The organism is Vibrio sp. 10N.247.311.14, from assembly GCF_041467715.1.
GTDB lineage: Bacteria > Pseudomonadota > Gammaproteobacteria > Enterobacterales > Vibrionaceae > Vibrio > Vibrio crassostreae_C.
Genome location: NZ_JBFSVE010000025.1, coordinates 17,394 through 32,222 on the forward strand (window position 1 = coordinate 17,394; position 14,829 = coordinate 32,222).

At 44.8% G+C, this 14,829-nt stretch carries 12 protein-coding genes; 10 read left to right on the top strand and 2 right to left on the bottom strand.

Annotated features, from left to right (window positions below; genetic code table 11):
• Positions 1-3: 3 nt before the first annotated feature.
• Complete coding sequence (locus AB6F11_RS11105) at positions 4-984, bottom strand: AAA family ATPase (protein WP_102393923.1); 981 nt, start codon at positions 982-984, stop codon at positions 4-6.
• 263 nt (positions 985-1,247) lie between these two features.
• Between AB6F11_RS11105 and xsc the strand changes: the two genes are divergently transcribed.
• From xsc to AB6F11_RS11155, 10 genes are all read left to right on the top strand, one after another.
• Entirely contained in the window at positions 1,248-3,059 is a 1,812-nt protein-coding gene (gene xsc, locus AB6F11_RS11110) for a sulfoacetaldehyde acetyltransferase (RefSeq protein ID WP_004731917.1), read from the top strand.
• A gap of 429 nt (positions 3,060-3,488) precedes the next feature.
• Complete coding sequence (locus tag AB6F11_RS11115) at positions 3,489-4,304, top strand: FRG domain-containing protein (RefSeq protein WP_104216198.1); 816 nt, start codon at positions 3,489-3,491, stop codon at positions 4,302-4,304.
• A 264-nt stretch (positions 4,305-4,568) separates the two neighbouring features.
• The gene (locus tag AB6F11_RS11120) at positions 4,569-5,006 is read left to right on the top strand and encodes a nuclear transport factor 2 family protein (RefSeq protein WP_102393921.1); all 438 of its coding nucleotides are present in this window, start codon (positions 4,569-4,571) and stop codon (positions 5,004-5,006) included.
• Between the two features lie 48 nt (positions 5,007-5,054).
• Entirely contained in the window at positions 5,055-6,515 is a 1,461-nt protein-coding gene (locus AB6F11_RS11125; RefSeq protein ID WP_104216197.1) for an FAD-binding oxidoreductase, read from the top strand.
• Positions 6,516-6,632: 117 nt separating this feature from the next.
• Positions 6,633-7,634, top strand: coding sequence for a TRAP transporter substrate-binding protein (locus tag AB6F11_RS11130; protein ID WP_048609745.1), 1,002 nt, complete (start codon positions 6,633-6,635; stop codon positions 7,632-7,634).
• Positions 7,635-7,797: 163 nt separating this feature from the next.
• Positions 7,798-8,340, top strand: a complete 543-nt coding sequence (locus AB6F11_RS11135; RefSeq protein ID WP_017097758.1) for a TRAP transporter small permease — start codon at positions 7,798-7,800, stop codon at positions 8,338-8,340.
• Positions 8,341-8,377: 37 nt separating this feature from the next.
• Positions 8,378-9,718: a TRAP transporter large permease gene (locus tag AB6F11_RS11140; RefSeq protein WP_102398399.1), complete on the top strand. Its 1,341-nt coding sequence runs from the start codon at positions 8,378-8,380 to the stop codon at positions 9,716-9,718.
• An 11-nt stretch (positions 9,719-9,729) separates the two neighbouring features.
• Positions 9,730-10,650 (top strand): cache domain-containing protein, encoded by a 921-nt coding sequence (locus AB6F11_RS11145; RefSeq protein WP_102398398.1) that lies wholly within the window; start codon positions 9,730-9,732, stop codon positions 10,648-10,650.
• A gap of 236 nt (positions 10,651-10,886) precedes the next feature.
• Positions 10,887-11,459: a malate synthase gene (locus AB6F11_RS11150; RefSeq protein WP_017064292.1), complete on the top strand. Its 573-nt coding sequence runs from the start codon at positions 10,887-10,889 to the stop codon at positions 11,457-11,459.
• Between the two features lie 485 nt (positions 11,460-11,944).
• Entirely contained in the window at positions 11,945-13,552 is a 1,608-nt protein-coding gene (locus tag AB6F11_RS11155; RefSeq protein ID WP_102398397.1) for a BCCT family transporter, read from the top strand.
• Between the two features lie 208 nt (positions 13,553-13,760).
• On the opposite strand, the gene AB6F11_RS11160 is transcribed toward AB6F11_RS11155, so the two are convergent.
• Positions 13,761-14,687 (bottom strand): M14 family metallocarboxypeptidase, encoded by a 927-nt coding sequence (locus AB6F11_RS11160; protein WP_104216196.1) that lies wholly within the window; start codon positions 14,685-14,687, stop codon positions 13,761-13,763.
• Positions 14,688-14,829: the final 142 nt, after the last annotated feature.

Sequence of the window (14,829 nt, forward strand, 5' to 3'; positions counted from 1 at the left end):
GGTTTACGGCTCCGACTGCGCATAACTCTGAGTAGGCATTTCTAGCGCCTCACCAAAGCAGCGGAAATAATATTCGCTCACCAGCTCTTTCTCTTCATCTTCACAACGGTTGAGGAATGAAAGCCTAAATGCAGTCGCTACGTTATCGAATATTCGAATGTTTTCAGCCCATGTAATCACGGTTCTCGGAGACATTACCGTTGACAGATCGCCCGCTCTAAAACCATTTCGCGTTAAACCAGCGGTTGCGATCATTTTCTCAACCAACTGCTGACCACTTTCATTGTTCAGCTCTGGGCGCTTGGATAACACGATCTTAGTTTCATGTTGCGGATCTAAATAGTTAAGCGTGGCGATGATGTTCCATCGGTCAAGCTGGCTATGGTTAAGAACCTGAGTACCGGAATACAACCCCGAGAAATTACCCAACCCCAGTGTGTTACAGGTTGCAAATAGGCGAAAAGAAGGGTGAGGCGTGATCACTCGGTTTTGCTCCAAAGAGGTGTATTTGCCGTCTTGCTCTAAGAGTTGTTGAATCACAAACATTACATCAGGTCGTCCTGCATCGTATTCGTCTAATACCAGAGCGATGGGTTGCTGGATACTTTGCGGAAGAATGCCTTCTTTAAACTCTGTCACCTGCATTCCATCTTTAATGACGATGCTGTCCTTTCCTATGAAATCCAATCGGCTTAAGTGTCCGTCTAGGTTGATCCTCAAACACGGCCAGTTCAATCTCGCAGCAATTTGTTCAATGTGGGAAGACTTGCCTGTTCCGTGTGTACCTTGTATCAACGTGCGGCGATTAGAGGTGAAACCCGCCAATATCGCTAGTGTTACTTCCGGATCAAAACAGTAGTTAGGATCGACCTTGGGTACATACTCGCCAGCATGTTCAAACCCCAATACGGTTAGGTTACTGTCGATGCCAAAACACTCTCTCACACTTACTGGTTGCGTTGGTATCAATTCCGCATCATTCATTTTTCTTCCCTCTCAATAGCTTCCATGACTGCCTCGATGGGCGATATGTCATCGATTATTAACAGCTCACTCTAAGTTAACGGCACTTTTTGTACGAAAAACTATCAATAATGTGATCCAGTTTTATTAATTAGAATGAATTGTTCCAATTTAATATAAAAAGTTGACGTGCAAAAATTCTACTACTAAGGTGAAAATGAATTCGAAAAAGAGACAATTCATTCCGAAAAATGAAATTTTGGTTAACTCAGGAGAATGGAAGAATGAGTGAGCAAGAAAAACGTACGGTTGTTTCCGGCACAGTAACAATGACACCATCAGAAGCGTTCGTTGAAACTATGGTTGCTAATGATGTTACCGATATGTTCGGCATCATGGGGTCGGCATTTATGGACGCAATGGATATCTTTGCTCCTGCTGGCATTCGATTGGTCCCAGTAGTACACGAGCAAGGCGCTGCCCACATGGCAGATGGTTACTCTCGTGTATCTGGTCGCCATGGCGTGGTTATCGGGCAAAATGGCCCAGGTATCAGTAACTGTGTAACAGCAATTGCAGCTGCGTTCTGGGCACATAGCCCGGTCGTAATTGTGACGCCAGAGACAGGCACTAAAACAATGGGCTTAGGTGGTTTCCAAGAATGTAACCAGCTTCCAATGTTCCAAGAGTTTACTAAGTATCAAGGACACGTAACGCACCCAGACCGTATGGCGGAATACACAGGCCGATGCTTCGACCGTGCGATGAGTGAAATGGGTCCAACTCAACTGAATATTCCACGTGACTATTTCTACGGTGAAACTCAAACCGAGATCCCTAAACCAGCGCGTTTAGACCGTGGTCCAGGTGGTGAGAAGTCTCTGAATGAAGCGGCAGACCTGATTGCTGAAGCTAAATTCCCAGTCATCATTTCTGGTGGCGGCGTGGTCATGGCCGATGCAGTTCAAGAGTGTGCAGCGTTGGCAGAAAGACTAGGTGCGCCTGTAGTGAACAGCTACCTACACAATGACTCTTTCCCTGCTAGTCACCCATTATGGTGTGGTCCTTTAGGCTACCAAGGTTCGAAAGCAGCAATGAAATTGATGGCTCAAGCGGATGTGGTTATCGCTTTGGGTACACGTCTTGGTCCATTTGGTACCTTGCCTCAACATGGCATGGACTACTGGCCGAAGAACGCGAAAATCATTCAGATTGATGCAGACAACAAGATGCTTGGTCTGGTTAAGAAGATTTCGGTTGGTATCTGTGGTGATGCAAAAGCAGCAGCGGTTGCTCTATCTGAAAGGTTGGAAGGTCGTGCACTGTTGTGTGATGACAACAAAGGCGCTCGCCAAGATACCGTCGCTACAGAAAAAGCACTTTGGGAAAAAGAGCTTGATGAGTGGACACACGAACGTGACTCTTTCAGCTTGGATATGATTGAGGAAAACTCACACGAGACTCCGTTCTCTGGTGGCGAATACTTACACCCACGCCAAGTATTGCGTGAGCTAGAAAAAGCGATGCCAGAAGACGTAATGGTCTCAACCGATATCGGTAACATCAACTCAGTGGCAAACAGCTACTTACGCTTTGAGAAACCACGTAGCTTCTTTGCTGCAATGAGTTTCGGTAACTGTGGTTACGCATTCCCGACCATCATTGGTGCGAAAGCAGCGGCACCTCATCGCCCCGCTATTTCATATGCAGGCGACGGTGCGTGGGGCATGAGCTTGATGGAAACCATGACATGTGTTCGCCATAACATTCCAGTGACAGCCGTGGTATTCCACAACCGTCAATGGGGTGCGGAGAAGAAGAACCAAGTCGACTTCTACAACCGACGCTTTGTTGCCGGTGAACTTGAAAACCAAAGCTTTGCAGAAATCGCACGAGCTATGGGCGCTGAAGGTATCACGGTTGATAAGCTAGAAGATGTAGGTCCAACCCTGCAAAAAGCCATCGACATGCAGATGAACGAAGGCAAAACAACCATCATTGAAATCATGTGTACTCAGGAATTGGGTGACCCGTTCCGCCGAGATGCACTATCAACACCGGTTCGTTTCCTAGATAAATACAAAGATTACGTATAAGTCATAGGAAGTTTGTCCGGCCGTAGATATCTCGAGAGTGTTAGAGAAAGTGCTATCGAGAATGTGGTCGGGCAATACCAACGGGTATTGGCAAAGGACTTAGGTGAAGAACGTAAACGCTTAGTTCAATAATTTCCAGTTAAACATTAGAACACTAATTAAATGTTCATTAGGGAAATAAGTGGTTATTGCTATATAAACTTTGTTACTCGTTATTATTAATCGACCATTAACTCATAGCTACTTAGTGAATGGTTCTAATACTGATACTTGTTTATGAAGATATATACTTATTATCATTTTAGAAAAAATAAAATAACGACACTAGTTGACTATTGGTCAATCGTTATTATTGGTTGATTTTTATCATCGATTGATAGGGTTGTTGATATTTTGATCTTACCGAATTTAAATTAAGTGAATCGTAGTATGTATGTTGTGAAAAATAAACATTATATAAGCTCACTCGACGAGCTGTATAAAATAATCGACTCACTCATTAAAGAGTGTAATGGGCATCGTGGTTTGATTTATAACGTGTGTGATTATGAAAATAATAACTTGATGCCAAGCTTAGGTCGCTCAAATCGAAAGAATATTCGCCGTGTCGAACAAGAGTTTCTTTCGACCGTGAGAGTTTATGGCGGGCATTCGTTGAATGCACACCAGATAAACGATTGGTTATTGATGTGTTTAGCCAAGAAACAGGGGTTTCCAACCCGTTTACTTGAGTGGACAGATAACCTGATTAATGCGCTGTGGTCTGTATGTCATAGCCAAAGTAAAGACTGTATCAATATTATTAAAGCCATTGATTATCATAAGGTTAGTGTTTTTAACTCACCATGTGACTTCAATAAGACTCAGATATTCAATGTGGCTGATTGTGATCAGCAAGAGCAAAGAAAGGATAAGTGGTATTCCATTCACCCATTTAAGGAAGGTGGCAATGATGCCATTCAGCCTTTGTACGATGAGAAAGAATATTCAAACGGTCTAGTGTCCGTTCATATTCTTCCATCAGCGAAAGTAAACCTGATAAAGGAATTAACCTCCATGAATGTTTTAAATGAACCGACAGAATATATTGAAGAGAAACTGGCTGATTTGAAAAATGAAGCCCATGTAGATGGTAATCAAGCAATTAATAAAGGTGAGGGTAATATCGAATTACAAGTTAATACTCATGATCGCCAGCTTGAGCAGTATGGCCGAAAGTACCATCAAGATTTTGACTTCGACTAAAGTCTAATATTTCTAATTATTTTATTTAGACCTCGTATAAATCTAGTGAGTGACTGTGTAAATAAAATTAGAACACTAATTAATTTATAAAAAGATGAAATCTGTGAGCTTAAAAATTGTTTATAAAGTAACTCGAAGTTAGAGTGGTGAAGCTTGTTATCAAGTTGTTAAATTTCACAGATCTAGTTTAAACACTCAAATGAAAAAGTGGCGCAAAGCTACTGAAATTTAAACCAATAACGAAAACATAAAGGATTCTGGAATATGAATATGCAAACCAATGCAGCGACATTCGTGCTGGAAAACCAAGTCGACACCGCCTTTTTACAGTCTTTTAGTGATGCATGGAATAACCATGATATTGAAGCACTCATGTCTTTCATGACAGAAGACTGTGTATTCCACACGGTGGCAGGAGAAGGCTTGCTTGGAAACACTATCGAAGGGTACGAAGCGGTTCGAAATAGCTTTGAATTGGTTTGGCAGAACTTTCCAGATGCGGCTTGGAGCGACCCTGTCCACTTTGTATGCGGTGACCGTGCTGTGAGTGAATCAACGTTTTCTGCGACGAACCCGGATGGCAGCGTCATCGAAGCTCGTATGGTTGATGTGTTTACCCTGAAAGACGGAAAAATCAGCGTAAAAAATGCCTTCCGTAAAACACGACCTCTTTTGACTCCCAGCAATACTCCCAAGAGCTAGACACGAAATCGCAACCCGTTCACGTGTTATGACTAGGAGAGTCGAATTATGAGTTTAGTAATGGAACAACCGGCAGCCGATGTGCCGCCAAAGGTGAAAAGCACCCAAGCAAAAGACAAATACGATCCAAAATACGATCCAAAATACGATCCACTTAAAGACAAGAGCCCAGGTCACGGTAAGGAATATGCCCCGACTTATTGGGTAGATACCGCAGGCGCACCACCTGAAGATGATGGCCCAATCACGTCAGACATGGATGTCGATGTGGCTATTATCGGTTCAGGCTACACAGGCCTAAGTACCGCGATACACCTTGCTGAAATGTACGGCATTAAAGCGACTGTGATTGAAGCTAACCGTATGAGTTGGGGCTGCAGTACCCGAAATGGTGGCCAAGCACAGTGTGCTTCTGGGCGTTTGAAGCGTTCTCAGTGGATTGAACGTTGGGGCCTAGAAACCGCGCTAAAAATGCACCGCGAGTGTGTGGATGGCATGGAAACGTTCAAGTCACTGATCAAAGACATCGATTGTGACCCACAACCGGGCGGCCACTTATATGTGGCTCATCGTCCAAAAGTGATGTCAACACTCGAGAAAGAAGCCAAGTTGCTGCGTGACACGTTCGATTACGATGCGCAGATCTTAGATGCGGAAACCGTAAAGCGTGATTACGTTGGCGACCAAGAAGCGGCTGGCGCGATGCATGAACCCGAAGGGATTGGTATTCATGCAGGGAAACTGGCGTTTGGTTACCTAAGAAAGGCGCGAGCTCTCGGCGTGAAAGTTCACCCGTCGAGCCCAGTTATGGGTTGGGAAACTCGTGGCGGTGTGCATTACCTGAAAACGCCAGGTGGTTTGGTGAAGGCGCGTTCTGTCGGTGTTTGTACGGGTGGGTATACCAGCCAAGGTTTGCATTCCGAGCTTAAGAATCGCCTTCTGCCAGTGCTTTCTAACTCGATGGTGACACGTCCTTTAACTCAAGACGAGATCGCTGCGTGTAACTTCAAAACCAATCAAGTGATTACTGATACTCGAATTCTGCGCCATTACTACCGTTTGTTACCGGATAACCGAGTACAGATTGGTACACGCAGTGCCATCAGTGGCAAGAACGCGCCTGAAAAGAAATATGAAGACATGCTGAGAGCGGATCTTACTCGAAAATTCCCGTCTCTCGATCAGATAAAAATCGATTATTCATGGTGGGGTTGGGTGGATGTTAGCCACGACATGATGCCGAGAATCTATCAGCCGAATCCAAAGCAATCGATATTCTACGCGCTGGGTTATGGCGGCAATGGCGTGATGTATTCCGCTCAAGCAGGTAAACGCCTTGCTCAGTGGATCGCAGGTGAAGGTCACAAGCTCGACCTACCAATATTTGAATCAAAACTTCCGTTCCCCAACGTGAGGGAAGTGGTGGAATCAGAGATGTTTGCACCGTTTCGAAGAATGGGGCAGCGGTTCCTTTATCAGTGGTATTCGTTAAAGGATGAAAGGCTGTAACTACCCGAACATTGTTTCCAAAATAGGGAAATAGAACTACGACCAGGAAAGTTGTACCAGGTCACCTTGTGAGCAAAGTACAGGCAGGAAGTCTGTATGATAGGAAAGGTTAAGACTATGAAATTGATTAAAAATAAAATTATTGCTGGTGTCACTATTGTAGCAACAGCGGTGTTATCTCATACCGCGGCAGCAGCGAATTTTAAAATGGCTATCGGCGATGCTGCTGGTGGTACGCAGTGGGAATTAGCGACCTCATTCTCTGAACTGATGGAGCAAAAAACAGACGGTAAAGTGAAAATCGATCTGTTTCCGAACGGCCAATTAGGCAATGAGCAAGACACCGTAAACGATGCTGCAATAGGTCTTCTCGACTTCTCTGTACTGGCGATCAACAACGTGACGCCTTTCTCTCCAACCGTTGGTCTATTGACCATGCCTTACGTGATTCAAAGCGCAGAAGAAGCGGTACTACTGACTCAAGGTCAAGTAGGCCAAGACTTAGTTGATAACACGATTCGTGACGCTGGTGTTCGCATCGTAGGTTGGGCTTATTCTGGCTTTAGGGTTTTGACTAACTCGAAAAAGCCCGTTGCTTCACCAGAGGATTTGAAAGGGCTAGTGATTCGTGTTCCTCGTAACGAAATCATGATTGCTTCTTATCAAGCATGGGGTGTAAACCCAACACCAATGGCATGGTCTGAGACTTTCACCGGCCTGCAACAAGGTGTGGTAGATGGTCAAGATAACCCTTACATCACAGTCCACGCGATGAAATTCAACGAAGTGCAAAAGTACGTGACCAACATTCGCTACATTTTCTCTCTAGAACCTCTAATCGTGAGTGAAACGGTCTTCCAACAACAGACACCTGAAATGCAAAAAATCATTCTTGAAGCGGGTCAGGAAGCAACAGAGCACAGCTTTGCTTATCTAGAAAATACGGAAAACAAGATTCGCGAAGAGCTACAAGCGAAAGGCATGGTATTCACAGACCCAGCAGACAACGAGCAAGAGTGGATCAACAAAGTGACTAAGTCAGTTTGGCCTAAGTTCTACTCAAGCATTGGGGGTAAAGACAAGCTAGACGACGTTCTTGAGTTACTAGGTAGAAAGTAACGATTAGATTCGCCCTATCTGCTGTTCTCCGCTACTTAATCACCTAGCGGTAGAACAGTGAGATAGGGCATTTACATGGCTGTACTCGTTGATCTGTTCTGTACCTGATCTTTTAGGACCGTGAGCGACTGGTTGTCATGTGAAAATCAACATTGGAGGTTATATGTCAGTCGCTAAAACAATAAAAAAACACCTGAACAATATTGAGGAATATACCTGTTGTTTGTTGCTTGCAAGCTTTGTCCTATTGCTGTTTACACAAATTATTACTCGTCAGTTTTTTGATTACTCTATCCCTTGGGGTGATGAAGTGGCGACCTACATGTTCGTTTGGTTTGCCTATCTAGGGGCTGTTGTTGCGGCCAAGATGTCGGCGCACAACCGAGTGAGCTTTCACTTTAAATTCTTTCCGCCAATCGTGCAGACCGTGAGTGAAACCATCGCTGACTTCCTATGGCTCTGTTTCAACGGCTACTTCGTTTACCTCAGCTACGACTTCGTGTTCAACAAAATGAATCTGTTTTGGAAGTCTCAAACCACAGGTATCCCGATGAAGTACTTCTACATGATTTTACCTATCGCGTTTTCACTGATGATGATTCGAATTATCTGGAACAACTATGAGCGTTTATTTAAAGGCGCAACCAACGAAGATCCAGAAGTCAAAGAGCTGCGCAAAATGACGGCACAAAAGTCCGCGCAATAGTCATCACAGAGAATAGTCGTAATAGAGAGATGTAATAATGGAATCCTATTTAACTCTAATTTTATTTGGTGGCTTTTTAACGCTGTTAATCCTAGGCGCACCAATCACAGTATCACTGGCCGGCGCTTCGATGGCGGCCTATATGTTGCTCGATAAAAATCCCATCGCCTTAGTACAAATCGCGTTTACCTCGGTGGGCAACTTCCCATTAATGGCGCTGCCAGCCTTTGTTCTTGCGGGTGCATTAATGGAGGCGGCGGGTATCTCCAAACGTCTGGTGGATATCGCAGAAAGCTTAGCTGGTCCCGTAACAGGCGGCCTTGGTGCGGCAACAGTAATGGCGTGTCTTTTCTTTGGTGCTATCTCGGGTTCAGGTCCGGCAACCACCGCAGCAGTAGGCATGTTAATGGTGCCTGCGATGGTTAAACGTGATTACGATAAGAGCTACGCTTCGGCCGTAACGGCTGCATCCGGAGGCTTGGGCATTATCATCCCGCCATCCATTCCTTTGGTTATCTTTGGTATCTCGGCAATGGGCTTAATGGCGCCACCAGAAGCCATTGCTCAACACGGCCAGTTTGCTTCCTTATCGATTCCAAAACTGTTTGTCGCTGGGGTTGTGCCGGGTTTCATTATGGCGTCGACACTAGTAGTCACTAACTATTTTATTGCTAAGCGTGAAGGCTATAAAGGGCTGACCGAAACGTGGTCGTTTGGCGATGTAAGGCACTACTTGCGCCGCGGATTATGGTCGATATTAGCGCCGTTCTTAATTCTTGGCGGTATCTACAGTGGCATGTTCACACCAACAGAATCAGCGGTTGTTGCGATATTCTATTCGTTGTTTGTGGGGCTTTTCATTCACCGAGAACTGTCGTTTAAAAGTGTGATGAAATCTCTGTCGACCACGACATGGATCACTGGGCGTGTGTTGTTGATCCTCTTTGCCGCTACCGTGTTTGGACGTTTGTTGGTCGAGCAAAAGATCCCAGTAGTGGTGGCGGAATCGCTACTTAGTTTCACCGATAACATGTACATGGTGTGGGCGCTAACCATTACCTTGTTGTTGTTCATCGGCATGTTCATGGAAACCTTAGCGGCCATCATGATCATCGTGCCAGTGTTACTACCAATCATGTACATGCTAGGTGCTGATCCTACTCACGTGGGAATTGTGGTGGTGTGTACCTTATCGATAGGTTTTGCAACGCCGCCACTTGGAGAGAATATCTTTGTCGCCTCGGGCATAGGGGGCTCAACGGTTGAGCAAATCACCGCGAAGATCCACCCCTTTGTACTTGCTTCTGTTGTGGGTGTTTTCGTTATCGCTTTCTTCCCACAAATTACGCTTTGGCTACCGTCCTTAGTCGGCTATTAGGAGAGAGAACCATGAATTTATCCAGAATCATCCTCATTGGTTGTGCCGTGTTTGCTGTAGTGAGTGGCATTGGTTTACGTGCCGAACATTCTGAAACGGAGAAAGAAGCTAAGCCTGTAAACGTGCTCGATATTTCTGAACCACACGTTGTCAGTGATGCAGAAAGAAGAGCCAAAACTCTCCTTGCTAAAGCGGTGGTCCATGTTCAAAAGGATGGCGATGAAAGCGTTAAAGACTTTATGAGTGACCCTGAATATATCGATGGGGAGCTATATGTGTTTGCTTTGGGCATCGATGGCCAATTCCTTGCCAGTGGCGGATCTTCGATGGTGCTGGTGGGCGACAGTGTGTTGGACACGCAAGACGTTTACGGCAATCCTTTTTTCCGTGAAATGATCACCAAAGCGGTACACAACGGTTTTGGTGAAGTGAAGTATCACTGGACGAATCCGACTGATCGTATGGGTGAACCGAAAACTACGTTCTTTGAGCGAGTAGGCGATGTGATTGTGGCTGTGGGTTATTACCCTGAACGTTCGAGTGCGGCTGAGGCTAAGAATTTACTGGCGAGAGCGATGACCGCGATAGTGGAGTCAGAACAAGAGAGCCTAACTGAGTTCAATGACGCGGAAGGCAGCTTTGTAGAAGGGGATTTGTATGTGTTTGTGATGGATATGAGCTCTGGGAAACTGCTGGCGCACGGGGTTTCTCCTGAGCTTGTCGGGCGTTCACACAACGAAATTCTAAGCCCTGACGATAAGCCAATTCTCACGGAGATGTTGAACCTTGCGAAAGAAAACGGCCGAGGTGTTTACACCTACCGATGGTTAAACCCGCTGTCGAGCAAAGTAGAAACCAAGCATACTTACTATCGAGTGATCGACAATAAGTTGGTTGGAGTGGGTTATTACACAAATTCAAACAACACGTAAACGTGTTTCTACTGAACCCTCAACCCAGTGAAATAAAGGGCTGGGGGCTCGAAATACCGGTTTGTGTAAAAAAGCGATTTAGTAAAATTCACAGTGTGTAATTTTTGTTGTGAAATTGTTTCAAAAATACAAGTAGTATGAAAAACATGGAAACCACACAGTAAAGAACAATTTTGAAAAGGGTCTATTGGGATGTTTGACCTAAATGAAATTTAAAGCCGTACGAGGGATAGACTATGAATATGCTGACACTAGACAAAACAGAACTTCACAGAAACCATTCAACATTTATTGCTGAAGCTGTCTTTGCCGTCGAGATGGTGAAAGCAGACAAGCAACTCGAAAAACAAAAAATGGCGAAACAGCTGCTTGATACTCTATTTCCTCTAGAGACTGGTTCACATGAAGATGTAGTGAGCTACGAGATTGATTACCGACATGTTCAGGTTTATTTCAAAAACGGTGAACACACCGGCCTGAAACGCGCTAAGCATTTTGTAGCTTACACCGGTGACAAGTCTAAGCCTTCAGCAATCCTATTCCGCGATGAAAGCGGTACACACGTTGAAGTGACAATCGGCGCTCGTAAAGGCACAGGCCGTCTGGAGTTAGTTGATATTCAAGATATCCAATTAGAGACGTGCACCACGTTTGGCCAAACTGAGGCTAGCCGTTCTTCAGGTATTCGTCACTGGGTGAGCTTAGTAAAAGGCGATGAAAGCGGCCGCCCGAATGCATCAAGTGAAGACAAAGAGTTCACGGCGAAGAATGGCGAAGACTACAACCTAGGTTTTTGCTTCGCGATCTAATGTGCTGTCTTTGAAATGTGAAGTGCTGCTCTGCTAATCGCAGCACTGACATCCTAACACTGATTTCTCTTTTACCTTTGGTAATTTCCCCGCCCCTATAGCGGGGCTTTTTTGTTAGAGCTATAAATAAATTGGGTGGTTAGTAAAATTATCTGTAGAAACTTTGAATGATATTTTACGGTGCGTTATTTTAATTTAATGCGCTGTATTTAAAGGTTTTTATTTGTTTATTTTATTCTGTTTTTATTGTCTCAACTATCATGGTTGACGGTGCTTTGGGTGACTATTGAGCAAAAACTCAGTCAAAATACTTCGTGCTGTGCTATTATGCGCGTCCTGGGATTGAGCCAGTAAGTCCATTTATCACCTTGCTCGGTGGTTTTTATCACGTTTTATTTTTGTGAAATGGCGAGCCAATCAAGTAGTAGTTGGATATGGAGAGCGTCCTTATATTCGTTGATTCGGATATGCGAACATCATAATTTATGAGTTTTAAATCAAAAAAATACAGTATTGATTCTACTGACTATCAAGTTGGTCAAGATAACGTCAGTAAATGGGGCATGGATGTCCATAACACAGTCTTCGTAGCCTCAGTAGGCTTATCTCTTCTCTTTATCATCACTCTTCTTGCTCTTCCTCCTGCAGATGCCAAAGCTGCGATTGATTCTATCAAGGGTGCTGTTTTATCTAAGTTTGACTTCCTCTTTATGTGGGGAGCCAACATCATGTTAGTTTTTGCCGTTATTCTTGCATTCTCACCTTTGGGTAAAGTTCGCTTAGGTGGCGAAGACGCGACTGCGGATTATTCAATGTCATCTTGGATTGCGATGCTATTCGCAGCAGGCATGGGTATTGGACTTATTTTCTGGGGTGTTGCAGAGCCAACGGCGTTCTTCACCAACTGGTTCGGAACGCCACTCGATGCAGAACCTTTCACAGAAGCTGGCCGTGAATTGGCACTGGGTGCGACCGTATTCCACTGGGGTTTCCATGCTTGGGCTATCTATGGCATGACGGCACTTTGTCTTGCGTATTTTGTTTACAACAAAGGCTTACCGCTATCAATGCGTTCCGTGTTCTACCCAATTCTGGGTGAACGAGTATGGGGCAAAACCGGTGATGTGATCGACGTACTTACTGTACTGGTTACGTTGTTTGGTCTTGCGACCTCATTAGGCTTAGGTGGTACACAAGCAGCAAGTGGTATCAGCCACGTGTTTGGCTTGGAAAACAACATCTTCCTTCAGCAATCTATTATCGTTTTGATTATGGGCTTGGCGATCATCTCTGTTATGCGTGGTATGGACGGTGGTGTTAAGTTCCTTAGTAACTTGAACATGGTTATTGCGTTCGTATTCCTTGGTCTTATCGCTGTTCTGAACTTCACAACTGTGCTTGATTCTGTGGCGACTGCGGTAACGGGTTATGTGAAAAACATCGTTGCATTGAGCCAAAGTTCTGGTCGAGAAGACACAACATGGCTACATGGTTGGACTGTGTTCTACTGGGCATGGTGGGTTGCGTATGCACCATTCTTCGGTATGTTCGTAGCGCGTATTTCTAAAGGCCGTACGGTGCGTGAATTCCTACTTTGCGTACTGATTATCCCAACATTGGTAACATCGGCTTGGATGTCTATCTTTGGTGGCGTGGCTATCGAGCAAGTGATCAGTCATGTGGGGCAACTTGGCCTCGACCAAGGCATCACAGATGTATCTCTAAGCTTGTTCTACATGCTAGACGCATACCCGTTTGGTAGCATTCTATCTGTTATCGCTGTAGCACTGATCATCGTATTCTTCGTGACTACGCTAGACTCAGGTTCTATCGTTATCGATGGCATGACGGCGGGTGGTAAGCTTGAAGTACCAGTGAAACAGAAAGTGGTTTGGGCGGTTATCTCAGGCGCTATTGCAATGGTAATGCTGTGGATTGGTGGTACTCAATCTATCCAAGCACTGCAATCGATAACGATCATTGCTGCACTGCCGTTTACGATCATTCTTCTGATTGGTTGTTTCAGCTTGTTGAAAGGTCTACTAACTGAAGTAGATAAAGGACAAGCAAGCGTTAGCGAAACGACTAACTAAAGAACTCAAGCAGGGAGTTCATGAATGACTCCTGACTAAGCGTGATTTCAAAGCTTTCTTGCACAGTGTGCAAGGGAGCTTTTTTATGCCTGAGAAGAAATGGCAGGTAAGAGAAAGAGACAAAAAAAGAGCTAAAAGCGACTCGTCACTTGTGGCTCTTTTTTAGTTTTAGGGATTAGTTCTAAGGGACTAGCTACTAGCTATTGGCTTACGCGTTCAGTTCGTGCTGAATAACGTAATCCAAAGCACCGACTACCGCTGCAACCTGAGCGTCATTACACTCTTCGTCTGTCACTTTATCGCTGTCCGGGTAAACCTCTGTGGTTGTACCGTACTTACAGTCAGTCACACCGCCACATAAGCCAAGCTTCTTCATTGGGTAGTTAATTACACCATGTTGGGTAACTTCAGAACCAATGATCTTGCCGTCTGCATCTGCTGGCGCAATGTGCGTTATTTTTTCTACTGAAGCAATCACCGCCGCTTGGAACTCTGGCTGTGGATTTTCAGTATCGCCAACCGTGTAGAAGCCGTCTGGAATCATACCTTCAATGTACTCAATACCATCACGTGCTGCGAGTGCAGGTCGGAATTCTGTTTCATCAGAGTCTGTCGTCTCATGTAGGTCAACGTGAACCAATACTTCTGGCAAAGAGGCCACTAAAGCTCGTAGGTTTGCTGATTCTTCTGCTGGCGTACCGTCATAGAAAGAGCGGTTTGGATCAACAGCATTTGGGTTCCAACGGTTAATCACTTCGTAACCCCAAGGGCTTACACAAGGTGCTACTACAATGTTGAAGTGCGTTGAGTATTGTTCCGCTTGAGTTGCGGCGAATTTTATCGCGCCATGCACACCACTGGTTTCGTAACCGTGAACACCACCGGTTACAAGGATCGTCGGTTTTGATGCGTCCCAGTTTTTGCTTTTGATTGCAAAAAGCGGGAAGCGAGCTTCATCGTAGCTCAATGCACCGTATTGCTCGATATCAAAGCGGTCTGCTAATGCTTGGATTTTTGGCACGACTTCTTGCTGGTATTCACGCTTAACGGTTCTTTGAGCGAACCATGCTTGACGTTCTGCTTCTTGCCATCTTTGTCCTGGCTTACCAATTGGGTAGGAGTATTCACTTTTCATCTATACTTCTTCTTTTATGTTCGCGAAAGATGAGGACAGACTAGTCCTGTCTAGCTGAGACGGCAATAGAAAACACAACTTGTGACTCTATTTTTTACAGACTCATAACTTTGACGAGTGAATTGATGGTGTTACATTTTAT